This window comes from Cupriavidus basilensis OR16 (assembly GCF_000243095.1).
Taxonomy (GTDB): Bacteria; Pseudomonadota; Gammaproteobacteria; order Burkholderiales; family Burkholderiaceae; genus Cupriavidus; species Cupriavidus basilensis_D.
Genome location: NZ_AHJE01000035.1, coordinates 84,542 through 108,991 on the forward strand (window position 1 = coordinate 84,542; position 24,450 = coordinate 108,991).

Genomic DNA, 24,450 nt, shown 5'->3' on the forward strand with positions numbered 1-24,450 from the left:
GGGCGCTCACGCGACCGGGTCGTTTTTCTTAGCTACGCTTAACGCTCAATGCACCATCATATTGGCGTTCATGTTGTGCATGATCCACAGCGAACCCGCTACCACGATCAGCAGGATCAGCGCGGTGAAGGCCAGGGCCATCACGTTCCAGCGCTGCTCCGACGAGCTGTCCAGGTGCAGGAAGTAGATCAGGTGCACGACGATCTGCACCACGGCCAGGCCGAGGATCACGGCCAGCGTGGTGGAGGCTTCCAGCGTGCCGCCCATGACCAGCTTGAACGGGATGACGGTCAGGATCACCGCCAGCACGAAACCGATCACATACGACTTGACGCTGCCATGGCTGGCGCCCGCCGAGGTGGTGCCGTGCGCGTCGTGAGCGCCGGCGGTAGAAACGTGGCTATGCTCCATTACATCGCTCCCATCAGGTAGACCACGGTGAACACGCCGATCCAGACGATGTCCAGAAAGTGCCAGAACAAGGCGAAGCAGGCCAGGCGCTTGGTCATGGTGGCGGTCAGGCCCTTGCGGGAGATCTGCCACATCAGCACGGCCATCCACAGCAAGCCGCTCGCCACGTGCAGGCCGTGGGTGCCAACCAGCGTGAAGAACGACGACAGGAACGCGCTGCGCTCGGGGCCTGCGCCCTCGGCGATCATGTGATGGAACTCGTTGATTTCCATGCCGATGAACGCCACGCCCAGCAAGAACGTGATGGCAAGCCAGAACTGCAGGCGGGCACGCTGGCCGTTGTGCAGCGAGATCATCGCCATGCCCGAGGTCAAGCTGCTGAACAACAGCAGGAAGGTCTCGACCAGGACGTAGTTCAGCTCGAACAGCTCCTTGCCCGACGGGCCGCCTGCCACCTCGCCGCGCAGCACCGCGAACGCGGCGAACAACCCGGCGAAGATGATGCAGTCGCTCATCAGGTACACCCAGAAACCAAACACCGTGTTGGCGCTGGTGTCGTGATGGGCGTGATCATGCGAATGATCGTGCGAGTGGGCATGCGCCTCGGCGGCGCCATGCGCGGGATAACGCTGTAGGACTTCAGTCGTCATGGTTCAGGCCTGTGACGCAATGCGCTGGAAATGGCTCGTTTCGACCGTCTGGACTTCGTGCGCGGGCACGTAGTAGTCGATGTGGTCGTCGTTGCTGCGGAAGATAAAGCTGACGATCATGCCAACCAGGCCTACCGCCGCCAGCCACCAGATATGCCAGGTCAGGGCAAAGCCCAGCGCCAGGCTGAAGGCACCGATGTAGAAGCCGGCGCCGGTGTTCTTCGGCATGTGGATCTGCTCGTAGTGCGCTTGCTGCTGCGGCACTTCGCCACGCGCCTTCATGTCGGCGAACGCGTCCAGGTCACGCACCACCGGGGTGTGCGCGAAGTTGTAGAACGGCGGCGGCGACGAAGTTGCCCACTCCAGCGTACGGCCACCCCAGGGGTCGCCGGTCACGTCGAGGAGTTCCTTGCGGCGGCGCACGCTGACCACGATCTGCAGGACCTGGAACAGGATGCCCAGTCCGACAAACACGGCGCCGAGCACGGCCACGTACAGGTACGGGTTCCACGCCGGATTGTCGGTGTGGTTCAGGCGGCGGGTCATGCCCATGAAGCCCAGTGCGTACAGCGGCATGAAGGCCAGGTAGAAACCGATGATCCAGCACCAGAACGCGTACTTGCCCAGGCGCTCGTCGAGCTTGAAGCCGAAGGCCTTCGGGAACCAGTAGGTAATGCCGGCGATGTAGCCGAACAGCACGCCACCGATGATCACGTTGTGGAAGTGGGCGATCAGGAACAGGCTGTTGTGCAGCACGAAGTCCGCCGCCGGCACTGCCATCAGCACGCCGGTCATGCCGCCGATCACGAAGGTGACCATGAAGCCCAGGGTCCACAGCACGGGCGTGGTCATCTGCACACGGCCGCGATACATGGTGAACAGCCAGTTGAAGATCTTCACCCCGGTCGGGATGGAGATGATCATCGTGGTGATGCCGAAGAACGCGTTCACGTTGGCGCCGGAGCCCATCGTGAAGAAGTGGTGCAGCCAGACCAGGAACGACAGCACCATGATGGCGCAGGTCGCGTAGACCATGCCCTTGTAGCCGAACAGCTTCTTGCCGGAGAACGTCGAGATGATTTCCGAGAAGATGCCGAATGCCGGCAGGATCAGGATGTACACCTCGGGGTGGCCCCCAGCAGGCCCAGCGTGACGGTCAGCACCGGGAAAGCGGCGATGATCAGCACGTTGGTGCACAGCGCGGTCCAGGTGAACACCGGCATGCGCATCAGGGTCATGCCCGGGGCGCGCATCCTGAGGATGGTCACCAGGAAGTTGACGCCGGTCAGCAAGGTGCCCAGGCCGGATATCTGCAAGCTCCAGAGGTAGTAATCCACTCCCACGCCCGGGCTGTACGCAATGCCGGACAACGGCGGATAGGCCAGCCAGCCGGTGCGCGCGAACTCGCCAACGCCCAGCGAGACGTTGACCAGCATCGCGCCGGCCACGAACAGCCAGAAGCTCAGCGTGTTGAGGAACGGGAAGGCCACGTCGCGCGCGCCGATCTGCAGCGGCACGACCAGGTTCATCAGGCCCGTCATCAGCGGCATCGCCACGAAGAAGATCATGATCACGCCGTGGGCGGTGAAGATCTGGTCGTAGTGCTCAGGCGGCAGGATGCCCGGCGAGCCGTTGGTGGACAGCGCCAGCTGGGTACGCATCATGATGGCGTCGGCAAAGCCGCGCAGCAGCATGATCAGCGCGACCACGGTGTACATGATGCCGATCTTCTTGTGGTCGACCGAGGTGAACCAGTCGTTCCACAGCCATTTCCACTTGCCGAAATAGGTGATCAGCGCGCATAGCGCCACGCCACCCAGCGCCACCATCGTCAACGTGCCCATGATGATGGGCTCGTGGAACGGGATGGCATCCAAACTCAATTTGCCAAACATCTCTACTCCTAGGAATTCGAGCCCGGCGCCGGCGTAGCGGGCGCCATCGACACCTGGCTCACGCCAAGGGTGTTGCGCGAGGTGCAGACGGGACCAAACGAGGTGCCGTTGCCGGCGATAGCGCCACCGGCGCCGTCCATGTACTTGTGCAGGATGCCGTGGTACAGCTGCGGGTCGACTTTGGCGTACAGCGCCACGGGGTTCGCCTCGCTGGGCTTGGCCAGCGCGCTGTAGTCAGCCAGGGTGAGCTGGCTCGACGAGGCGCGGACCTGCTTGACCCACTGTTCGAAGTCGAAGTTCGACACCGACTTGGCCTTGAATTTCATGCCCGAGAAGCCGCCGCCGCTGTAGTTGGCCGACATGCCGTCGAACGCGCCGGTCTGGTTGGCGATCAGGTGCAGCTTGGTCTCCATGCCCGCCATGGCGTACACCTGGCTGCCCAGTTGCGGGATGAAGAAGGAATTCATGATCGAGTCGGACGTGATCTTGAAGTTCACGGGCGTGTTCACCGGGAACGCGATCTCGTTGACCGTGGCGATGCCCAGGTCCGGATAGATGAACAGCCATTTCCAGTTCAGCGCCACCGCCTCGATGGTGATCGGCTTGACGTTGGATTCGATGGGCTTGTACGGGTCCAGGTCGTGCGAGGACTTCCACGTGATGATGCCCAGCACCACGATGATCAGGCAGGGAATCAGCCAGACCACCACTTCGATCCCGGTCGAGTGGGACCAGTCCGGTTCGTAGCGGGCCGACTTATTGCTGGCGCGGTACTTCCAGGCCGGTACTTCCAGGCGAAGGTGAAGACCAGCACGATCACCGGCACCACGACGAGCAACATCAGCCAGGTCGCGATCAGGATGATGTTTTTGACGTCGGCGCCAATCTGGCCCTTCGGATCTAGCACGGCCATGTTGCATCCGGCCAGCAAGAGCAGGGCGGCGCAAGGCATTAGCCGCGTCCAACGCGGAAGTTTGGGTATCTTCATGTCACGACTGGTTGAGTTGGCCACGGCAAGCGACGGCGCGGCGCGGTTTTGCTGCCGGATGCGGGAGCAAGAGGCAGGCTTAAGGCTTGGGGGAAACTGGGTCAGATCCGGGTCAAGCGACCGGTGTGCCGGGGGACGCGCCGATCAGCGGCAGCCTGGCTTGGTCCTTGTGGGACGGATCAAAGTGGGACTGCGGTGGTCCACACAGGAGGACGTCGGCGTGGCGCGGCCCGGCGAGCTTGCCTGGTGGGCAAACAGGGCATTCGGGTGAGGTTCGCGGTACGTCAGACATCGTGGCCGCGAATCTACCGCATCGCAGCATTGAGGGTAAACCCGTGAGGCAGAACACACTGTTCAGCAAACCGGACAATGCAGCTTCGTCTGCCATCGCACCGGCAACACCCGATTAAGCCCGGACATTTCTGACTGCGGCAAGGTGTCGCAGGGGTGCGCACCCTTGAAAGCAACTGCACAAACCGCAACGCGCGGGCGGTGGGCAATGTGGCGGGAAAACAGGATGCCACGGACCGCCGAAACGTGCTTGCCACTGCGTTGCCCCCGCCGCGGTTCTATCCAAATGCAATAACCTTCGTTCCCCTCCCCGCGCGATTTGGCAACCATAGGGCCGCATCCCAAAGCCAGACCCTTGCTGCCTCACTCGTCGACCCCGGAGAAAAAACGCAATGCATCCTTTCCGCCAATGGCTACCTGTCGTCGGCCGCGCCCTGGCCATCGCCGCGCTGTCCTGGTCCGCCACGGGCCATGCGGCCGACGCGCCGGTCCGCGTGGGCTACCAGAAAGCCGGCCTGCTGGCCGTGCTCAAGGCGCAGGGCTCGCTGGAGAAAAAACTCGCCCCGCTCGGCTTCAAGGTGGAGTGGAAGGAATTCCCCGCCGGCCCGCAACTGCTCGAGGCGCTCAACGCCGGCGGCATCGACTTTGGCTACACCGGCGCGCCGCCGGCGGTATTCGCCCAGGCGGCCCGCGCCAACTTTGTCTACGTGGGCGCGGAGCCCGGCGGCAAGACCAACGAGGCGCTGTTCGTGCTGGAGAAGTCGCCAATCCGCTCGGTGGCCGACCTGCGGGGCAAGCGCATCGCCTTGCAAAAAGGCTCCAGTTCCAACTACCTGCTGGTGCAGCTGCTAAAGAAGCATGGCCTGGCCCTGCAGGACATCCAGCCGATCTACCTGCCGCCCGCCGATGCGCGCGCCGCCTTCGAGAGCGGCAGCGTGGATGCCTGGGTGGTCTGGGACCCGTACTACGCGCTGGCGCAGAAGGCGCTGAAAGTGCGCACCATCGCCGACTATGAAGGCGTGCCCTCTCCCTTCAACTTCTATGAAGCCGCCAACGGCTTCGTCAAGGCCCACCCGCAAGTGGTCAATGCCATCCTGGAGCAACTGCGCGCGACCGGCCTGTGGGTGGTGAAGAACCCCGGCGAGACTGCCGCCCTGCTCGCGCCTGCCGTGGGCCTGGACGCCCAGGTAGTGGAAGCCTGGCTCAAGCGCGTGCCGTACGGCGCCACCCCGGTGACGCCGGAGGTGATCGCCGCCCAGCAGCAGGTGGCCGACCTGTTCCACGAGCAAAAACTGATCCCCACCGCCATCAAGGTCAAGGACAACGTCTGGCAGGCGAGCTTCCCCCTGGCCAGCCAGTAAGGGCGCCAATGCCCGAATCCGGGGCGAGCCCGCGCACGCCGCCCTGGATGACACGCGCGAAGCACGGCTGCTACCATGGCCTCTCCTGAGCGTATTCACTCCAATAAGAAGACAACGACATCATGAAAATCGAGACGATTGCCGTTCACGGCGGCTACTCCCCGGACCCCACCACGCGCGCCGTGGCCGTGCCGATCTACCAGACCGTTGCCTATGCGTTCGACAACGCGCAGCACGGCGCCGACCTGTTCGACCTCAAGGTGCCCGGCAATATCTACAGCCGCATCATGAATCCCACCAACGACGTGCTGGAGCAGCGGCTGGCCGCGCTCGAGGGCGGCGTGGGCGCGCTGGCGCTGGCGTCCGGCATGGCCGCCATCACCTATGCCATCCAGACCATCGCCGAGGCCGGCGACAACATCATCTCGGCCAGCCAGCTCTACGGTGGCACCTACAACCTGTTCGCGCACACGCTGCCGCTGTCCGGCATCGAGACCCGCTTTGCCGATGGCCGCAACCCGGCCGCCTTCGGCGACCTGGTGGATGCGCGCACCAAGGCGATCTTCGTCGAATCGGTGGGCAACCCGCTGGGCAACATCGTCGATATCGAAGCCATCGCCAAGGTGGCGCACAGCCACGGCATCCCGCTGATCGTGGACAACACCGTGCCCTCGCCCTACTTGTGCCGTCCATTCGAGCATGGCGCGGACATCGTCGTGCACTCGCTCACCAAATACCTGGGCGGCCACGGCAACAGCGTGGGCGGCGCCATCGTCGATAGCGGCAAGTTCCCGTGGGCCGACCACAAGGCGCGTTTCAAGCGCCTGAACGAGCCGGATGTGTCGTACCACGGCGTGGTCTACACCGAAGCCCTCGGCGCCGCCGCCTATATCGGCCGCGCCCGCGTGGTGCCGCTGCGCAATACCGGCGCGGCGCTGTCGCCGTTCAATGCCTTCCTGATCCTGCAAGGCATCGAGACCCTGGCGCTGCGCCTGGACCGCATCACCGAGAACGCGCTGGCCGTCGCGCGCCACCTGAAGGCCAGCCCCAAGGTGGAGTGGGTCAACTTTGCCGGCCTGCCGGAGCACCCGGATCACGCGCTGGTGCAGCGCTACCTGGGCGGACGCGGCCCGGGCATCCTGTCGTTTGGCCTGAAGAGCGGCGGCCGCGAAGCCGGCGCGCGCTTCCTCGACGCGCTGCAGCTGTTCACCCGGCTGGTCAACATCGGCGATGCCAAGTCGCTGGCGACCCACCCGGCCTCCACCACGCACCGCCAGCTCGACGCCGCTGAGCTGAAAGCCGCCGGTGTCAGCGAAGACATGGTGCGCCTGTCGATCGGCATCGAGCATATCGACGACCTGCTGGAAGACCTGGAGCGTGCGCTGGCCGCCGCCTGAGGCGTGGCTGGGTAGCACTTGATGCCTGGCGCCGCAGCGCGGCGCAGGCAACAAAACGGCCGGTGGCGCAGAGGCGCCACCGGCCGTTTTGTTTTGTGCAGCACCCGGCAAAGCGCGAAACACAAATAAAAACGCCCACCAATGAGGCGGGCGCGAATCCAATTCCTTGGTGGGATTGGAGGAGACAGTTCAATCATAACCGCAATACGGGTTATCCCGCAACTACCCAATTGCGATAGGCATAGGCCGCGGCACAAGAGCCGTTGCGGGCACCCATATGCAAGTGCGTTATAAGGCCATGCATTTTTACTCGTTCCTTGAACGTATGCACTTCCCTACAATGGGCATCCTTGCTTGCCGCCATCCCGGCAAGCCACGGCGCACACAAACAATACGGGGAGCTTTAGATGAAACTAGGTTTCGGAATTCGACTGATTGCCGCGGCGCTCACGCTCGGCGTGATCCAGACGGCCGGCGCGGCTGATCCGGACAAGAAGGAAATCCGCTTCGGCGCCACCGCTGGCCCGTATTCCGACCAGATCCGCTATGGCATCAAGCCCCTGCTGGAGAAAAAGGGCTACAAGGTCACCATCGTTGAATTCAGCGACTACGTGCAGCCCAACCTGGCGCTGGCCGATGGCGCCATCGACGCCAATGCCTTCCAGCACGTGGCCTACCTGAAGAAGTTCTCCGGCGACCGCAAGCTGCAATTATCCGAAGTCATCCAGGTCCCCACTGCCCCGATCGGCATCTACAGCCGCAAGCACAAGTCGCTGACGGAAGTAAAGCCGGGTGCCTCGGTGTCGCTGCCTAACGATCCGTCCAACCTGGCACGCGCCATCGCCATGCTGCAGCAGATCGGCTGGATCACGCTCAAGGCCGGCACCGACCCGATCCGCGCCAGCGAACGCGACATCGAAGGCAACCCGAACAAGCTCAAGCTGATCCAGCTCGAAGCGGCGCAACTGCCGCGCTCGCTCGACGACGTGGACTACGCCTTCGTCAACGGCAACTTCGCGCTGTCCTCCGGACTGAAGCTGACCGAAGCGCTGAGCCTGGAAAAGATTCCCGACTACTACATGAACCTGGTTGCCGTGCGCACCGCCGACACCGGCAAGCCGTTCGTCAAGGACATCCGCGAGGCGTACCAGTCGCCGGAATTCAAGGCGACCACGCAGCAACGTTTCGCCGGCTTCCTGCCGCCGGCCTACCAGCGCTGAGTTTCCAGCTATGCGCCCAGGTCAAGTTGATAGCGGGGGACATCCGTCCGCCCAGTCAATGGAAAAGACGCAGCGTTCTCACGCATAGAGCATAACCTGAAAAAGATAAGAGGCCTCCACTCCGGGGGCCTCTCTTTTTTTGGGGGGCGCGCGGCATGCTCCGCCGCTACCGGCCGCCAATCCGCGCGCTGCCAACCGGCGCACCGCTTCGGTGCCAGACAGGCAGAAAGTACCGGGTATCCGAATATCCGAACGGCCCGAGCGCGTCTTGTCCGGATATCCGAATGGCGCTCTTCGCACTTTGAAAATAAGCCGCCCGGCCGTCCTAAATCCCCAGGCAACACTGCCGTAAAAGCGAGCCAGGACCTTCCGCCCCCATTGCTCCAACGGCTATCCGCCCGACGAGCCAAACAAACAAGACCTGACTATGCTGTCTTCCCTCCGCGCGCGCATCGTGGCCCTATCCGTGGCCATCGTCGTGGTCGCACTCATTGCCAATGCCGTTCTCAACCACATGGTGGCCAGTTCGTACAACGACGACGCCATCGACAGCAACCTGGCCGCCGTGCAGAACGGTCACGTCGGCGCCATCGCCGACTGGGTGGCGAGCCACATGCAGATGATCGACTCGCTGCAGGACGCGGCAACGCAGCCCGACGCCAGCGCCGCCAGCGCCGCGCTCAAGCAGGTCACCAGCGCGGGCGGTTTCGTCATGACCTACGTCGGTTTTCCCGACAAGTCTCACCGATTCTCCGATACCGAAGGCCTGCGGCCCAACTACGATCCCACGTCCCGCCCCTGGTACAAGCAGGCCGTGGCCGCCGGCAAGCCGGTGGTCACGCCGCCCTACGTGGCCGCCAGCAGCGGCAAGCTGGTGGTGACCTTCGCCGTGCCCATCCTGCGCGACGGCGCGCTCAAGGGCGTGGTGGCGGGCGACGTGTCCATGGACAGCGTCATCGCCAACATCAAGGCCATCCACCCCACGCCCGCCAGCTTCGGCGTGCTGGTAACCAGGGACGGCAAGATCGTCGCCCACCAGGACGACAAGCTCACGCTCAAGCCGGTGACCGATCTGATGCCTGCGCTCGCCATCGACAAGCTCGCGGCGCTCGAAGGCGCCAAGGCGCCGTTGCAGGCCGATGCGGACAATATGCCCAAGCTGTTGCGGGCGCGCGGCGTGCCCGGTACCGACTGGATCGCCGTGATCGCGCTGGACAAGGGCGAGGCCACTGCCGGCATGCGCTCCATGCTGGAAGTATCGGTGTTCGTGCTGATCGTGATCGCTTGCGTGGCTGCTGCCATCGTCGCTGGGGTGACCGCGGTCTCGTTCCGGCGGCTGTCGGTGATTCGCGACGCCATGCGGGATATTGGCAGCGGGGATGGCGACCTGACGCGTCGCCTGCCAGCCAATGGCTCCGATGAGGTGGCGCAGATTGCGCAGGCGTTCAATGCGTTCGCCGAGAAGCTGGTCAGCGTGATGCGGCAGATCCGCGATGCCAGTGCGTCCGTACATGCCGCGGCTGAAGAGATCGCTGCCGGGAACATCGACCTTTCGCGGCGTACCGAATCGGCTGCGGCGAGCCTGGAAGAGACTGCGGCGTCGATGGAACAGATCACCGCGACCGTGACCCAGTCTGCCATGTCGGCCAAGCAAGCTGATGCGTCTGCGATTGCGGCCTCGCAGGTAGCCGGAAATGGTGGCGCCGCCATTGGCGATGCCATTCAAACCATGAGCGAGATCGAGCGGGCTTCGGTCAAGGTGTCCGACATCATCGGCGTGATCGAAGGCATTGCATTCCAGACCAACATCCTTGCGCTGAACGCTGCCGTGGAAGCGGCGCGCGCCGGTGAGCAAGGCCGTGGATTTGCCGTGGTTGCCAGTGAGGTGCGCGGGCTGGCGCAGCGCAGTTCGCAGGCAGCGAAGGAGATCAAGACGCTGATCGAGACCACCGTCGGCAGCGTGGTGTCCGGCTCCGGACAGGTACGCCGCGCCGGGGAGACCATGAGTGCGATCGTCGGAAACGTGGACAAGGTGACCAGCATTATTTCCGAGATCACGAGTGCGGCGCAGGAGCAGACCCGGGGCATCCAGGAGGTGAACCGGGCGGTTAGCCAGCTGGATCAGATGGTGCAGCAGAACGCGGCTTTGGTTGAGGAATCCACGGCGGCGGCCGAGGCGTTGCAGGGGCAGGCAGGCGCGTTGGCGGGGGTCGTGGGACAGTTCAGGCTGGGGTAAGGTCTTGGAAACCCATTGCGGGTTGCCGCACCGCAACCTCAGCGCTCCCCCTCCGCCTGAACGGCACAGCGTCTTTCAGGCGACCCTGAAGCGCGCTGCCGGCACGCTGCGCGACAGGTTTGGCCCCAGCGCCGCGCGCGCGGCCTCGAACGCATGCCAGTCCGCCGCGTCCGGCAACGACGGCAGCGTCACCACCTCGCCCTGGTCCAGCCCGGACAGGGCCGCGTCGACCAGGTCTTCCGCGCTCATCACCCAGTCCTGCGGCAGGTTCTCCACCGGCTGGCCGGCCACATCCCAGAACGCCGTGCGGATCGCACCGGGTAGTACGGCCTGCACGCGCACGCCCTGGTCCGCCAGCTCATGCTGAAGCGATTGCGTAAAGGCCAGCACGAAGGCCTTGGACCCGCCGTAGACGCCGTTGAGCAATTCCGGCGCGACCGCCACGATCGAGGCAATGTTGATGATGGTCCCCTTGCCGCGCGCCACCAGGCCGTGCGCGGCGGCGTAGGTCAGCCGGGTCAGCGCGGTCACGTTGAGCGCGATCATCAAGGCCATCTTGTCGGCATCGGACTGGAGCAGCGTCCCCGCCGCGCCGATGCCGGCGTTATTGACCAGCAAGGTGATGCTGGCGTCGGTGCGCAGCAGCGTCTCCACGCGGCGGACATCGGCATCGGCGCCGAGATCCGCGGTCACGATCTCGACCGAGCGGCCCGTCTCGCTGGTCAGGCGTTCCGCCAGCCTGGCCAGCCTGTCGCGGTTGCGGGCGACCAGGATCAGGTCGTAGCCGCGCCGGGCGAGGCGGTCCGCGTAGACGGCGCCGATCCCTGAGGACGCGCCGGTAATCAGGGCGGTGCCTTGGTGCGCGTTGATGCCCGGGGTTGCCGGGGTTGCGGTCGATGCGCTCATGTTCGTTCTCCGATGTTGTTGCTGCCGGCCCGTTGCCGGTCACCACGGAGCGAAGATTAGGTGCATAATTCGATGGCAACAATGTCATAGATGCCACTTTTTATGCCATCGCGGGAGTTTGTCATGCTGCGTGTCGGAATCGTCCTTTATCCTGGCTTCCAGGTCATGAACCTGGGCGTCACCACTGTCCTTGAGTTCGCCAATCGCACCGCGGCCAATCCGCTCTACTCGGTCCACCTGCTGTCCGAGCGAGGCGGGCTGGTGCCGACCTCGGCAGGCTTCTGCGTCACCACGGAGGCATTCGACGACCGCGCGTTCGACACGCTGCTGGTGGTGGGCGACAACGATATCCAGCCGGCCTCGCCCGGCCTGGTCGCCTTCCTGCAAAAGGCGGCGCCCTGCGCGCGGCGCATCGGCGCCACCTGCACGGGCGCCTTCAACCTCGCCGAGGCTGGGCTGCTGGACGGCCGCCGGGCCACCACGCACTGGGCTTACGCCGCCCAGTTCCGGCGCAAGTATCCCGCGGTCAGCGTCGAGGAAGACCGCATCTTCATCGTCGACGGACCGGTCTGGACCTCCGCCGGCATGACCGCCTGCATCGACCTGGCCTTGGCGCTGGTCGAAAAAGACGCCGGCGCCGAAGCCGCGCGCGCTGTCGCGCGCAAGCTGGTTGTCTATCACCGCCGTGCCGGCGGGCAATCTCAGTTCTCGGCGCTGCTCGAGCTTGAGCCCAAGTCCGACCGCATCCAGTCCGCGCTCGCCTTCGCCCGTCAAAACCTGCATGCCGAATTGTCGGTCGACCAACTGGCGCAAGCGGCGCGCCTCAGCCCGCGCCAGTTCAGCCGCTCCTTTCGCGAAGAGACGGGGCAAACCCCGGCCAAGGCGGTGGAGCACCTGCGCATCGAGGCCGCGCGGCTGTTGATGGAGTCCGGGCGGCATCCGATCGATGTGGTAGCCAGGGAGACCGGTTTTGGCGACCGCGAGCGCATGCGGCGCGCATTCCTGCGCGCATTCGGGCAACCGCCGCAGGCAATCCGGCGCATGGCGCGCGGGGAAGAGGAGCCTGCGGCCGCTTGACGGCCGGGCCGGCTAGGGCTGCCTTGCCAGCATCAGGCGGCGATGCTGGCCTTCGCCTCGCGCCGCGCCACCAGGTCCAGCGCCACGTCGACGATCATGTCTTCCTGCCCGCCCACCATGCGGCGCTGGCCCAGTTCCACCAGGATATCCACGGTCTTCAGCGCATAGCGCCCGGCGGCTGCCTCCGCGTGGCGCAGGAAGCTGGAATAAACGCCCGCATAGCCAAGCGCGAGGGTCTCGCGGTCCACGCGCACCGGGCGGTCCTGCAGCGGCCGCACGATCTCGTCGGCGGCATCCATCAGCGTGTAGAGGTCGCAGCCGTGGTTCCACCCAAGCCGGCTGGCGGCGGCGATGAACACCTCCAGCGGCGCGTTGCCGGCGCCCGCGCCCATACCGGCAAGGCTGGCGTCGACGCGGTCGCAGCCCTCTTCCACCGCCACGATGGAGTTGGCCACGCCCAGGCTCAGGTTATGGTGCGCGTGCATGCCGGTCTGGGTCTCCGGCTTCAGCACGTCCTTGAAGGCGCGGAAGCGGTCGCGCACATCGTTCATATTGAGCGCGCCGCCGGAATCCACCACGTAGACGGTCTGGGCGCCGTAGCTCTCCATCAGCCTGGCCTGCTGCGCCAGCGCGGCGGGCGTGGTCATGTGGCTCATCATCAGGAAACCCACCGTGTCCATGCCCAGGTTGCGCGCGTACTCGATATGCTGGCGCGATACATCCGCCTCGGTGCAGTGCGTGGCCACGCGGACCACGCGCGCGCCAGCGTCGAACGCGGCGCGCAGGTCGTGCACGGTGCCCACGCCGGGCAGCAGCAAGGTGGCGACCTTGGCATGGCGCACGGTGTCGGCCGCCGCCGCGATCCACTCAAGGTCGCTATGCGCGCCGAACCCGTAGTTGAAGCTGGAGCCGGCCAGCCCGTCGCCATGCGCGACCTCGATTGAATCCACCTTGGCGGCGTCCAGTGCCGCGGCAATGCGGCGCACATCGCCCAGGCTGTATTGATGGCGGATGGCATGGCTGCCGTCGCGCAGCGTGACGTCCGAGATATAGAGCTTTTTCTGTGTGGCTTGTTGCGTCATGTCTGTCTCCGTGCGCTATCCGCTTATGCGGCCAGACGCGTTTGCGCCAGGCGCTCGGCGCAGGCGAGTGCGGCGCTGGTCATGATGTCGAGGTTGCCGGCATAGGCCGGCAGGTAGTGGGCGGCGCCCTCCACCTCCAGGAAGATCGAGGTCTTGAGCCCGCTCACCGGACCCAGCCCCGGGATGTTGAGCGGCGCGCTCGGATCGATGCGCTCGAACTGCACCCGTTGCTTGAGCCGGTAGCCCGGCACGTAGGCCTGCACTGCCTTTGCCATCGCTTGCACGCTGGCCTCGATGGCCGCCTGGTCGGCGTCTTCGGAGAGCGTGAAGACCGTGTCGCGCATCATCAGCGGCGGCTCGGCCGGGTTGAGCACGATGATGGCCTTGCCGCGCGCCGCGCCGCCTACCGAGCAGATCGCCTGGCTGGTGGTCTCGGTGAACTCGTCGATGTTGGCGCGCGTGCCCGGCCCGGCGGACCTGCTGGAGATCGACGCCACGATCTCGGCGTAGTGCACCTTGGCCACGCGGGACACCGCCGCCACCATCGGGATGGTGGCCTGGCCGCCGCAGGTCACCATGTTGATATTGCTGGCCTGGAGATGCTGGTCCAGGTTGACCACCGGCACCACGTATGGCCCGATCGCGGCCGGGGTCAGGTCGATCACCTGGATGCCGTGCTGCTGCAGGATCTTGTTGTGATGCGCGTGAGCGCCTGCCGAGGTCGCATCGAAGGCGATGCGGATATCGCCAAAGCCTTCCATCGTCACCAGGCCTTCGATGCCCTCGGCGGTAGTCGGCACGCCGAGCCGCGCCGCCCGGGCCAGCCCATCCGAGGCGGCGTCGATGCCAACCATCGCACCCATTTCCAGATGCCGGCCGTGGCGCATCACCTTGATCATCAGGTCGGTGCCGATATTGCCGGAGCCGATGATGGCCACCTTATGCTTGCCGCTTGTTTTCATGTCCATGCTGACTCTCCGTTGCCGCTTCAGCGGCCGAGTGCTTTCGCCGTCTTGCCCGCGATGCCGAATTGCGTATTGGGAACTTCGGTGATCATCACCCGTACCGACTCCACCGGCGCGCCGATCGATGCCACGGCGGCATCGGTCAGCGCGCGGATCAGGCGGGCCTTTTGATCCTCGGTCCTCCCTTCGATCAAGAAGACTTGCATGATGGGCATAGTGTTTCTCCTGCTCAGTTCGATTTATTTCGATTTACTTCGATTCAGTTCAGTGCGGTCCTGGTTCGGTTCAAACGAACCGCATCGACACCGTGCCCAGGCGCTGGTAGCGCACCGTGATGTTGTCGCCGGCCGCCACCGCGATGGCCTCGGTCACGCCGCCGGTCATGATGAAGGTGCCCGCGGGCAGTTCGCGCCCGCGCGCGCCCAGCATGTTGGCCAGCATGGCCACGCTGCTGGCCGGGTGGCCGAGCACGGCGGCGCCGGCGGCGGTGGCGACCACCTCGCCGTTTTTTTCCAGCACCACGCCGAGGTTCTTCAGGTCGATCCCCTCGGCGCCGCGATGCGTGCCACCGACGACAAAGCGGGCCGACGATGTGTTGTCCGCGATCACGCTCTTCAAGTCGAAGCGGAAGTGCTCATAGCGCGAGTCGATCACCTCCACCGCCGGCACAACGAAATCCGTCGCGGCCAGCACGTCGCCGATATGGCAGCCCGGCCCCTTGAGCGGATGCTTGAGCACGAAGGCGATCTCGGCCTCCACCTTGGGGTGGATCAGCGGTGCGGTATCGATGGCGCCACCGTCCATGCAGGCGCCGTAGTCGGTCAGGAAGCCGTAGACCGGTTCCGTCACGCCCATCTGGCGCATCTTGGCGAACGAGGTCAGCCCCATCTTGAGCCCGGCGATGCGGGTGCCGCGCGCTGCCTTGCGCGCCCGGATCGCGTCCTGGATGGCGTAGGCGTCGTCCCAGTCCATGTCGGGATGAGTGTCGGTGATCTTGCGCACCGGCTCGCGGTTGAGTTCGGCGTTTTCCAGGTGCTCGGCAAGCTGCTGGATGGTGTCTTGGGTGAGGTTCATGGCAATGTCCTGGGCTGCTATATGGAGTCCAATCAAATGAAGCGCACGCCGGCAGAGCCGATGCCGCCCAGGCTGATGCGAAGCTGGTCGCCGGCCTTGACCGGCACCATCGCGGCCAGCGAGCCGGACAGGATCACCTCGCCCTTGTTCAGCCCGATGCCAAGACGGCCCAGCGTATTGGCCAGCCACGCCACGGCGTTGGCCGGATGGCCAAGCGCGGCGGCGCCCGCGCCGGTGGCGACGATCTCGCCGTTCTTCTCCAGCGTCATGCCGACTGTGCCGAGATCAAGGCCGCGCGGGTCTACGGCGGCGTCGCCCAGGACGAACACGCCGGACGATGCGTTGTCCGCCACGGTGTCCTGGATCCGGATCTTCCAGTCGCGGATGCGCGAGTCGACGATCTCGAAGCACGGCAGCACGTAGGCGGTGGCGCGCAGCACGTCGGCGTTGGTCACACCAGGCCCTGCCAGGTCCTCCTTCAGCACGAAGGCGATCTCGCCCTCGGCCTTGGGCGCGATCAGCGTATCGGCGGCGATGGCCGCGCCATCGGCGTAGACCATGCCGGACAGCAGGTGCCCAAAATCCGGCTGGTGCACATCGAGCATGTCCATCACCGCCCGGCTGGTCACGCCGATCTTCTTGCCGATCACGCGCTCGCCCGCGTCGAGCCGGTGTTGCACCATGGCGAGCTGGATGCGGTAGGCATCGTCGATGCAAAGCTCGGGATAGCGCTCGGTTAGCGGCGCGACGGCCTGCCGCATGGACAGCGCGTGGTGCAGGCTGGCGCCGATGTCGAGGATTTGTTCGGGTTTCATGGCCTGGCTCACAGTTTCACGCAGACATTGCGCAGTTCGGTATAGAACTCCAGCGAGTGCACCCCGCCCTCGCGGCCGATGCCGGATTGCTTGGCGCCGCCGAAGGCAGTGCGCAGGTCGCGCAGGAACCACGCGTTGATCCAGCAGATGCCCACCTCCAACGCGCTGCCCATGCGGTGCGCGGTGCCCAGATCGGACGTCCATACGGTCGCGGCCAGCCCGTAAGGCGTGTCGTTGGCAAGCCGGATCACGTCTTCCTCGGTATCGAACGGCGCGATATGGCAGCAAGGACCGAAGATCTCCTCGCGGATCACCGCCGAGTCCTCCGGCAAGCCGGTCCAGATGGTGGGCTGCACCCAGGCACCCTCGGCCAGCGCGCCGGGCATGTCGGGCACGCCGCCGCCGGTGACCACCGTGGCCCCCGCATCCGCCGCCTTCTTGTAATAGGAGAGCACCTTGGCGCGGTGCTCCAGCGACACCAGCGGGCCCATGTTCACGCCCTCGTCGCCCGGGCGGCCCACACGCAGGCCTTCAGCCTTGGCCTTGAGCGCCGTGACGAAACGCTCGAAGATCGGCCGCTGCACATAGACGCGCTCCGTGCCCAGGCAGACCTGGCCGCTGTTCTCGAAGGCCGAGCGGGTGATGCCGGCAACCGCCTTGTCGAAATCCGCGTCGGCGAAGACGATGCCGGCGTTCTTGCCGCCCAACTCGAACGAGACCGGGCGCACGCCATTGGCGGCGGCTTTCATGATGGCCTCGCCGGTCCGGGTCTCGCCGGTGAAGGTGATGCCGTTCACGTCCGGGTGCGCGCTCAGCAAGGCCCCGGCGGAATCCGGGCCGAAGCCGTGGACCACGTTATAGACGCCCGGCGGCACGCCAGCCTCGTTCATCACCTCGCCAAGCAAGGTGGCGGTGGCGGGCGTCTCCTCCGATGGCTTGACCACCACCGTATTGCCGCACGCCAGCGCCGGGCCGACCTTCCAGGTCATCAGCAGCAACGGCAGGTTCCAGGGGCATACCACGCCGATTACCCCACGGGGCGAGCGCACCGCGTAGTTGATGGCCTCGCCGCCGTCCGGCGTCGCCATGGCGAAGCTCTCGGCAGGCACGTTCTTGATCAGGTCGGCGAACACCTTGAAATTGGCGGCGCCGCGCGGGATGTCGACGTGGCTGGCCAGCGAGCGCGGCTTGCCGGTGTCGGCGATCTCGGCTTGCAGGAAGTCGTCGAAGCGGCGGTTGATGCCGTCGGCCACCGCATGCAGGAGCTCGACCCGCTGCGCCACGGTCATCTTGCCCCACGGCCCCCGCAGTGCTTGCCTTGCCGCAGCCACCGCCGCATCGACCTCGGCCTGCCCGGCTTCGTGCACACGGGCGATCAGGCTGTTGTCGACCGGGTTGCGGTCGTCGAACTGGCGGTTGGTGGCCACCCATTCGCCGTTGATGAAGTTCTTGAACTCTTTCATGTTGTCTCGCTGGTTGCGCACAGGGCGTGCCGCGTTGTCGTGCTGGCGTTTCGCTCCGATCACGTCAGTACACTCAGGAACGATTCATTCAGCTTGCGGTCGTGATAGAAGATCGCCCGGCCCAGTTCGTTGTCGGTCCACGTGATGGTCGGCTTGTCGGGATAGTGGATATAGCCGCCCGAGAAGACCTCATTCCGGTTGCCCGAAGGATCGAAGAAATAGATCGTCGCGCCGCGCGTGATGCCGTGCCGCGTCGGCCCGATATCGAGCGACACATCCTTCTTGGAAATGATGTCGGCGGCCTTCAGCACTTCGCCCCAGTTGTCCAGGTTGAACGAGGCGTGATGGAACTTGTTCTTCTCCGCGTGCCGGATGAAGGCAATGTCATGCGCCTTGTTGGAGCAGGTCAGGAAGGCGCCGATCATCATCTTGTCAGGGCCGGCCACCACCTCCTCGGACAGCGTGAAGCCAAGCACGTCGCGGAACAGCTTGACGGTGCCGTCCAGGTCGTCGCCGTACAACAGGCAATGATCGAAGCGGCTGGGCGCCATGCCGCGCAGGTCGTCCGGCCACGGGTCGGGATTGCTGTCGCCGGTCAGGCAGCCCAGCTTGTCCTTGTCGGCAAACAGTTCGATGGCATGTCCGGTGGGAATGGTGAAGCGAAAACGCACGCCGGTGCGCGGATGCTCGCCGGCGGGAATCCACTGGAAGCCCGAAGCCAGTCCTGACTGCTCCACCTCCTGCGCCAGCCGCTCCAGCGTGCGGCCACTGTCCACGCGAAAGCCCATGTAATCCATGCCCGGGCTGTCGGCCTCGCGCAGCACGACGCTATGGTGATCGTGCTCGTCCCACGCCTTCAGATAGACGCGGCCCTTGTCGTCGCGCGCGGTTTCGATCAGCCCGAGTACCTCGGTGTAGTGCCTGAGCGCCGGTTCGAGCTCCAGCACGCGCAGTGCCACGTGCCCCGGGCGCAATACGCCTGTCAATGCCATGACTGTCTCCTTGATGATGGGGTGATTGGTCCATCTTGTTTTGCTGCTCTTATTGCCACTTTCTTTGCCGCTTTCTTTGCCGCTTTCTTTGCTGCTTTCTTTGCCGCTTTCTTTGCTGCTTTATTGCGGCTTGTTCAACGGTTCTTGCGCCGCGCCCTGCCGCTCCCGCTGCTCCCGCTGCTTGTCCAGGCAGCGCTGCAGCAACGCCACGGTCCTCCGCCTCCGACAGGCAGGCGCGGCTCATCTTGGCGGTGTGGTAGCGGCCGGCCTCGATGCGCACCTTGCACACCCCGCAGCCGCCGCCCCGGCAGCCCGCGGGTATGCCGCGCTTGCCCAGGGCTTCCATGGCGCGCAGCAGGTTCTGCTCCCGCGCGCAGGGGTAGCACTGGCCGCTTCCCGCGATCTCGACGGTATGCATGCCGCGCCCCTGGTCAGATCTTGAACAGCGGACTGCGCGCGCTGTTCTGCGCATCGCCGGCCGAGATGAACTTCTCGGTGTGGATGTCCTCCTCGAACAGCCGGCCCTGCATCAACGTACGGATGCAAGCCTCGATCATCGGCGGCGGGCCGCACAGGTAGGCCTTGTGGCCACGGAAGTCCGCGGTGGCGCCATGGGCGTAAAGCCCGTGCAGCACGTCGTGCACGTAACCGCGCGCGCCATCCCAGCCACTGTCCGCGGGTTCGTCGGAGAGTGCGGGCACATAGCGGAAATTGGGATGCGCGCCGGCCAGCGCACGGAACGCCTCGTCGTAGTACAGCTCCGTGCGGTTGCGCGCGCCTTGCACCAGCGTGATCGGCAAGGTCTCGCCGGCGCCCAGCATGTCCAGGATCATGGCGCGCGGGCTCGACAGGCCCGAGCCGCCCGCCAGGAACAGCATCGGCTTTCGCGCCGACTTGCGCACGAAAAAGCGGCCGTAAGGCGCGGAGAATCCGAGTTCGTCACCCACCGACAGCTGCTCGTGCAGGTAGGCGGTGGCCTGCCCGCCTTCCACCCGCCGCACATGCAGTTCCACCAGCTCGTCACCAGGACGGTTGGCCAGCGAGAACGCACGCGGCTGGTCGCAGCCCGGCACGTGCAGGTTCAGGTACTGGCCGGCCTGGAAGGCCGTCGTATCGCCCCCCTTCACCCGCAGCCAGATGCCGCGGATGGTGGGCGTCAACGCGCGGGCCTCCACCACCTCGGCGCGATAGTCGGCCAGCGGCAGGCCTAGCGAGTCGGCGTCCTCCTCGATATCGGCCTCGATCACCATGTCGGACTGCGCGGTGGCGCAGCAGGCCAGGCACTGGCCGCCATCGCGCTCGAAGTCCATCAGCGCGAAGCTGGAGGCCTCCCCATGCTCGAATTCGCCGTCCACCACCTGCACCTTGCAGGTGGCGCACAGCCCGTGGCAACAGGCGTGCGGCAACCACACTCCGTTACGCAGGCAAGCATCCAGCACGGTCTGGCCCGGTGCGATGGGGATGGTCTGCCCGATCGGTTCAATGGTCAGGGAATACATCGTCTGCCTCCTACCTTAGCTGCAACTGCCGCCAATGCCGTCCAGTCCCGGGGTGCGCAAGCGGATCACCGCCTTGTGGCCCAGGCCGTTCTCTTCCAGCGTGCGCTCGAGATCCGGCTGCCAGGGCTCGCCGCCGCGCAGCCATTCCACGCGGCTCCAGTCGATGCGGGCAAAATCGGGGTGATAGCCGTAGACGCCCGGCAGCACGTTCTCCACGACCTCGCGCCAGGACATCGACGGCGCAAAGGGAAAGCAATGCGGTGCGCAAAACAGCAGGTGGCGGTCCCAGCCGATATAGAGCAGGCGGTTGCCGTGGAACACCGCTTCGCGGTCGGCGGGCTCGAACGCGTAGGGGCCAATGGATACGACGGACATGGTGGTCTCCTTATCTTTTGGTTGCCGGCTGCTCAGGCTGCCGCGCCCGGCACGCCCTTCCAGGCGTTCCAGTTCTTCTGATCCTGCGAGCCCTCGAAATCGAGGTTGTCCGCGCCCGGGTTGATGCGGTACCACTTGAGCACGTCGTCAAGCGATCCACCGCCGCAGTTGCCCTGGTAGATCTGGTGCACGGGCAACCAGGCCTGCGCGTACTTCTGCGGCTCGCCGTCGAAGATGTCCTTGCAGCCGTCCGAGCAGAAGTGGAACTGCATGCCGTGGTAGCTGCTCTCCCGGTAGCAGGTCTGGGTCGGGTCGTCCGGCTCCGAGAACACCATCGGGATCTGGCAGGTCTGGCACAGCATGGGCAGCGTGGCGTTGTAGAAGCGCTCCCCTTGCTGCTGGCGTTCCTGCCAGTAATCGAGCCGCGGCTTGTAGTAGCGCGCGAAGGTGTCGGGATACTTCTCCGTCAGCCAGGCCATTTCGTCCTGCTTGGGCACCCAGGTATGGAAGCCGGCCGCGGCGGCGTAGTTGTAGAAGGTGCCCCAAGCCTCGTGGGTGATGCGATCCTTGGTCTTGGTGGCCACCTCGTGATACTTGGGCATGCGCAAGCCGTAGCGCTCCAGGTCCTTGAACAGCGCGCCGCCGGCCTGCTCGAAGTACATCTCCCAGGCTTCGGCCCACGACATCACGCGCTTGGGCAGCATGTAGTCCATCATCATGCCGACCAGCGTAAGCAGGCGGAAGCCGCGCCAGAACCATTTGTCCAGCCACTTCTGCAGGATGGGGATATTGTCCGGGTCCTGCTGGCACAGGAACTTCACCACCTCCAGGCCCAGCGTCATATGGCGCGATTCGTCGGACTGTGCCGAGAAGCCAAAGGTCACCGTGGCCATGTCGCCGTTGTAGGCGGCACCGGACATGAAGGGCATGAACAGCAGGTTGGTCAGCACATACTCGAAGGAGAACGAGATCGCGGTGATGAACTCGAACGGCCCCGCGCTCATGGCATCCTCAAAATAGGACTTGGGCACGGACAGGTACCAGACCCGGTCGTGCATATGCTGCCATTCGCCGAAGCCGTTGAAGTACTTGTTGTAGACCGACAGCGTGTGCATCTGGGTCTGGGCATGGCGCAGCTCGTCGACCGACTGCATCTGCGCCGCAACCCGCGCGCCGGCGCCGCGGAAGTGCCGCCCGAGGTGGGCATAGCCGCGGTGCGCCGCATATTCGAGCGGCGTCACGCCGGTCAGGAACAGCCGCAGCGCGTTCAGGTAGCGCGGGTCCGAGACGTTGAGGTGGCCGTTGTTCTGCACGAACGAATCGATGATCGCGTACAGCTTGCGCTCCTTCTCCGACTGGTATTTCCAGTAGGCGTCCATGGTCATGCGGAACGGGTCTTCCCATTTGTCCCAGTCATGGATCTTGATGCCCTCGTACTTGTCGTAGGGAAAGACCTTGTCCATCGGCTCGTAGGTGGTTTCCCAACCGAGGTCGCGGGTCATCGTCGCGTATTTTTCCCGCAGGTTCAGCTTCTTGCGTGCGTCCATGGTGTTCTGTCTCCGTTTGTCTTTGTCTTTGCCGTGGGCGGCCCGTCTCAGGCGTTCCAGTGCAGGGTGAAGGCGTCGTCGTCTTCGTCGATGTTTCCCGACAGCGAAATCAGGTTCAGGTGGATCTCCTGCAGGTCCCAGTCGCGCCCGAGCTTGTCGGAGACCAGTTCGCGCAGGATGGTCAGGTGCCCAGGCGCATCGATCTTCACCATGGCGGGAAACTGCGACACCACGGCGTGCGGGTTGGCCTCGGTGATGGCCTCGATGATGGGACGGGTGTCGTCATTGCTCTGCAGCGCGATATAGACGTTGGCGGTCATGGCAGGCTCCTCAGGCGGCAAGGCCAAGCTTGTTGAGACGCACGTCGAACTGCTCCAGGCACAGCGCCACCACCTGCTCGCCGCCCTCGCCCAGCAAGGTGTCGGCCACGGGCACCAGCGCTTCGGCCGCTTGCGCGCGCGCGGCGCGGGCCCAGCCCGACAGCAGCATGCGATTGGCATCGGACTCTGCCGCGGCGGTCTGGATCACCGCGTCGACCCAGCGTGCGTGCTCCTCGCGCCAGTCGTTCATGAACTCGGTGAGCACCGCCAGCCCGGTGCCGCAGGCGCGCACGATGGCCGCATCGGCATGCTGGTACACCAGCGGATACAGCAGCCCGTCGAGCACCAGGTTCTGGGTGACGAAGGTCTCGAACCAGTCCTCGATCACGAAGCTGCGCTCGACAAGGCGGCGCATCGGCTGCCACGCGGCGCTCTCCATCCAGGCCACCTTGGCGCGCTCCAGCGCCACGCCAGTGTTGCCGTCCAGCAGCATGCCGATGCGCGACAGGTACTGGGCGATGCCGAGGCGGTCCATGGCGCAGTAAGTGCAGGCCTGGGTAATGGCCGTGCCCCAGCCATAATCCGCGCAATAGAAGTTGTTCATGTTGGCGCCCCACTCCACATGGCGCAGCGGCAGCAGCCCGTCGGCCAGGCGGTCCTGCCATTCGGCCGGCAGCGCCTGCAGCAGGCCGCGTTTTTCCACGAAGGCAAAGCTCTTCTCGGTGGCGTCCTGCTGGCGTCCACGCGCCGTCACGTAGGCACCGTAGAAGTACTGGCGCGGATCCTTGAGCGCATACCAGTCCGCCATCACGATTGCCGTGCGGCGCTTGTCGTAGATCTCGTGTTGCGGGTCCCAGGTTGGGCGGTAGTGAAAATTCACTTCCGACTGCACGTCGTAGGTGGCCTCCTGGTAGCGCGAGGCGGGCTTGTCGCCGAAGCGGCGCGCCACATGGCCGTAGGTCTGGCGCAGCGGCTGGATCTGCTGGGTCTTGATATCGACTTGCATCGCTTGGTCTCCTGGGTCTTGCTGTTTTTATGTGGGTGGATTCGGTGCGCGCGGCTTGCTGTGCTCAGGCGTCCTGATCGGGCGCCGGAATCTCCGGGGGCAGGAAGCGCACGTGGTTGACGCTGCAAAAGGCCTCGAACATCAGCTCGGGCATGATCAGCTCGACATTGAGCTCGGGGTCCGCCACGCTGAACGCGAACTGCACGAAGCCCTCGGGCGTGCGGCCGTCAACGCGCACGAACCGGGGCGAGGCTTCAAACAAGGGGACCGACTGGTTGATCATGGCGTTGCTCCTTCGCGTGGGCTGTATGGCCTCTATTGCGAAGAGCGTGCCAGCGGCTGCAAACGACGGCGGCGCAAGGCGCGTCGGGATTCGGGCCGCGCTGGATTTCGCGTTTACCCGGAACTGCGCATGCGCCGCGGCTCAATCATTTGATGAAGTGGATGGTGGAATTTGATCAAATGATCAAAGGCCGCGCTGGGTGGCGGTTTGCGGGGAGCCAGGTGTCTCTTTGCGAGGCCGCGGCGCCGCAACAAGGAAGGAGGTTAGGGGTAGGAGGGGGAAGGGATTGCGGGCGCATGCGGCGCAACAAGCGGGTTGGTTGCTTGATTGGGGTGGGGGATGGGGGATGGATCAAATGATTAAATGGGACTTTGGGGGTGGGTGGCGCCTGTTGTTTAGGCGGCGTTGGTTATTGCACCCAAGACCCTGCCGGGAGCCGAGCAATCAGGCTTGTGGGGGTCGGTGGTTGCGTCGTACGGCCAGTGGTTCTGCTGGTATCTGCCGTAACGGCCCGAAGGGCATCGCAATGACATGACCCATGGGTTTCGTGGTGGAGCCCCTGACCTCGGGCGCAGTGCCCATTCCCACATCTGCCGT

General features: G+C 65.0%; 22 protein-coding genes and 2 pseudogenes. 5 read left to right on the forward strand and 19 right to left on the reverse strand.

The features are described 5' to 3' along the window. Window positions 1-45 precede the first annotated feature (45 nt). The 4 genes and pseudogenes from OR16_RS13610 to cyoA all read right to left on the reverse strand — a co-directional run bounded on the left by OR16_RS13610 (window position 46) and on the right by cyoA (window position 3,944). Complete coding sequence (locus OR16_RS13610) at window positions 46-411, reverse strand: cytochrome o ubiquinol oxidase subunit IV (protein WP_006158534.1); 366 nt, start codon at window positions 409-411, stop codon at window positions 46-48. Further along, a complete protein-coding gene (gene cyoC, locus OR16_RS13615) occupies window positions 411-1,061 on the reverse strand; it encodes a cytochrome o ubiquinol oxidase subunit III (RefSeq protein ID WP_006158535.1) in 651 nt (216 codons plus the stop codon). Before cyoC ends, OR16_RS13610 begins: the two co-directional genes overlap by 1 nt. 3 nt (window positions 1,062-1,064) lie before the next feature. Continuing rightward, window positions 1,065-2,956, reverse strand: a pseudogene (locus tag OR16_RS13620) (cytochrome ubiquinol oxidase subunit I). A gap of 8 nt (window positions 2,957-2,964) precedes the next feature. Then, window positions 2,965-3,944 (reverse strand): annotated as a pseudogene (gene cyoA, locus OR16_RS13625) (ubiquinol oxidase subunit II). A 683-nt stretch (window positions 3,945-4,627) separates the two neighbouring features. Between cyoA and OR16_RS13630 the strand changes: the two are divergent. The 4 genes from OR16_RS13630 (at window position 4,628) to OR16_RS13645 (ending at window position 10,449) form a co-directional block, all read left to right on the forward strand. Continuing rightward, window positions 4,628-5,596 (forward strand): sulfonate ABC transporter substrate-binding protein, encoded by a 969-nt coding sequence (locus OR16_RS13630; RefSeq protein WP_006158538.1) that lies wholly within the window; start codon window positions 4,628-4,630, stop codon window positions 5,594-5,596. A 122-nt stretch (window positions 5,597-5,718) separates the two neighbouring features. Further along, window positions 5,719-6,993: an O-acetylhomoserine aminocarboxypropyltransferase/cysteine synthase family protein gene (locus OR16_RS13635; RefSeq protein WP_006158539.1), complete on the forward strand. Its 1,275-nt coding sequence runs from the start codon at window positions 5,719-5,721 to the stop codon at window positions 6,991-6,993. A gap of 407 nt (window positions 6,994-7,400) precedes the next feature. Beyond that, window positions 7,401-8,213: a MetQ/NlpA family ABC transporter substrate-binding protein gene (locus OR16_RS13640; protein WP_006158540.1), complete on the forward strand. Its 813-nt coding sequence runs from the start codon at window positions 7,401-7,403 to the stop codon at window positions 8,211-8,213. 427 nt (window positions 8,214-8,640) lie between these two features. Beyond that, a complete protein-coding gene (locus OR16_RS13645) occupies window positions 8,641-10,449 on the forward strand; it encodes a methyl-accepting chemotaxis protein (protein WP_006158542.1) in 1,809 nt (602 codons plus the stop codon). Between the two features lie 75 nt (window positions 10,450-10,524). Here the strand turns inward: OR16_RS13645 and OR16_RS13650 are convergent, their stop codons facing one another. Further along, complete coding sequence (locus OR16_RS13650; protein WP_006158543.1) at window positions 10,525-11,355, reverse strand: SDR family NAD(P)-dependent oxidoreductase; 831 nt, start codon at window positions 11,353-11,355, stop codon at window positions 10,525-10,527. A gap of 123 nt (window positions 11,356-11,478) precedes the next feature. On the opposite strand from OR16_RS13650, the gene OR16_RS13655 reads away from it, so the two are divergent. Continuing rightward, a complete protein-coding gene (locus tag OR16_RS13655) occupies window positions 11,479-12,432 on the forward strand; it encodes a GlxA family transcriptional regulator (RefSeq protein ID WP_006158544.1) in 954 nt (317 codons plus the stop codon). A gap of 32 nt (window positions 12,433-12,464) precedes the next feature. Here the strand turns inward: OR16_RS13655 and dmpG are convergent, their stop codons facing one another. From dmpG to OR16_RS13720, 14 genes are all read right to left on the reverse strand, one after another. After that, the gene (dmpG, locus tag OR16_RS13660; protein ID WP_006158545.1) at window positions 12,465-13,514 is read right to left on the reverse strand and encodes a 4-hydroxy-2-oxovalerate aldolase; all 1,050 of its coding nucleotides are present in this window, start codon (window positions 13,512-13,514) and stop codon (window positions 12,465-12,467) included. Between the two features lie 23 nt (window positions 13,515-13,537). Further along, window positions 13,538-14,482: an acetaldehyde dehydrogenase (acetylating) gene (locus tag OR16_RS13665; protein WP_006158546.1), complete on the reverse strand. Its 945-nt coding sequence runs from the start codon at window positions 14,480-14,482 to the stop codon at window positions 13,538-13,540. Window positions 14,483-14,502: 20 nt separating this feature from the next. Then, the gene (locus OR16_RS13670) at window positions 14,503-14,712 is read right to left on the reverse strand and encodes a 2-hydroxymuconate tautomerase (RefSeq protein ID WP_272942846.1); all 210 of its coding nucleotides are present in this window, start codon (window positions 14,710-14,712) and stop codon (window positions 14,503-14,505) included. A gap of 52 nt (window positions 14,713-14,764) precedes the next feature. Continuing rightward, window positions 14,765-15,553: a 2-oxo-3-hexenedioate decarboxylase gene (gene dmpH, locus OR16_RS13675; protein ID WP_006158548.1), complete on the reverse strand. Its 789-nt coding sequence runs from the start codon at window positions 15,551-15,553 to the stop codon at window positions 14,765-14,767. A gap of 32 nt (window positions 15,554-15,585) precedes the next feature. Then, window positions 15,586-16,368 (reverse strand): 2-oxopent-4-enoate hydratase, encoded by a 783-nt coding sequence (gene dmpE, locus OR16_RS13680; protein WP_006158549.1) that lies wholly within the window; start codon window positions 16,366-16,368, stop codon window positions 15,586-15,588. Between the two features lie 8 nt (window positions 16,369-16,376). Continuing rightward, window positions 16,377-17,831 (reverse strand): 2-hydroxymuconic semialdehyde dehydrogenase, encoded by a 1,455-nt coding sequence (locus tag OR16_RS13685; RefSeq protein WP_006158550.1) that lies wholly within the window; start codon window positions 17,829-17,831, stop codon window positions 16,377-16,379. A gap of 59 nt (window positions 17,832-17,890) precedes the next feature. Beyond that, complete coding sequence (locus OR16_RS13690) at window positions 17,891-18,823, reverse strand: catechol 2,3-dioxygenase (RefSeq protein ID WP_006158551.1); 933 nt, start codon at window positions 18,821-18,823, stop codon at window positions 17,891-17,893. A gap of 49 nt (window positions 18,824-18,872) precedes the next feature. Then, on the reverse strand, window positions 18,873-19,169 hold the full coding sequence (locus OR16_RS41240; RefSeq protein WP_237717053.1) for a 2Fe-2S iron-sulfur cluster-binding protein: 297 nt from the start codon (window positions 19,167-19,169) through the stop codon (window positions 18,873-18,875). Window positions 19,170-19,254: 85 nt separating this feature from the next. Next, window positions 19,255-20,322, reverse strand: a complete 1,068-nt coding sequence (locus OR16_RS13695) for an NADH:ubiquinone reductase (Na(+)-transporting) subunit F (RefSeq protein ID WP_006158553.1) — start codon at window positions 20,320-20,322, stop codon at window positions 19,255-19,257. A gap of 15 nt (window positions 20,323-20,337) precedes the next feature. Then, window positions 20,338-20,697, reverse strand: coding sequence for a phenol hydroxylase subunit P4 (locus OR16_RS13700; RefSeq protein WP_006158554.1), 360 nt, complete (start codon window positions 20,695-20,697; stop codon window positions 20,338-20,340). A gap of 32 nt (window positions 20,698-20,729) precedes the next feature. After that, a complete protein-coding gene (locus OR16_RS13705) occupies window positions 20,730-22,244 on the reverse strand; it encodes an aromatic/alkene/methane monooxygenase hydroxylase/oxygenase subunit alpha (RefSeq protein ID WP_006158555.1) in 1,515 nt (504 codons plus the stop codon). A 47-nt stretch (window positions 22,245-22,291) separates the two neighbouring features. Next, on the reverse strand, window positions 22,292-22,564 hold the full coding sequence (locus OR16_RS13710) for an MmoB/DmpM family protein (RefSeq protein WP_006158557.1): 273 nt from the start codon (window positions 22,562-22,564) through the stop codon (window positions 22,292-22,294). A 10-nt stretch (window positions 22,565-22,574) separates the two neighbouring features. Then, window positions 22,575-23,570 (reverse strand): aromatic/alkene monooxygenase hydroxylase subunit beta, encoded by a 996-nt coding sequence (locus OR16_RS13715; protein WP_006158558.1) that lies wholly within the window; start codon window positions 23,568-23,570, stop codon window positions 22,575-22,577. Window positions 23,571-23,634: 64 nt separating this feature from the next. After that, window positions 23,635-23,853: a phenol hydroxylase subunit gene (locus OR16_RS13720; RefSeq protein WP_006158559.1), complete on the reverse strand. Its 219-nt coding sequence runs from the start codon at window positions 23,851-23,853 to the stop codon at window positions 23,635-23,637. Window positions 23,854-24,450 lie beyond the last annotated feature (597 nt).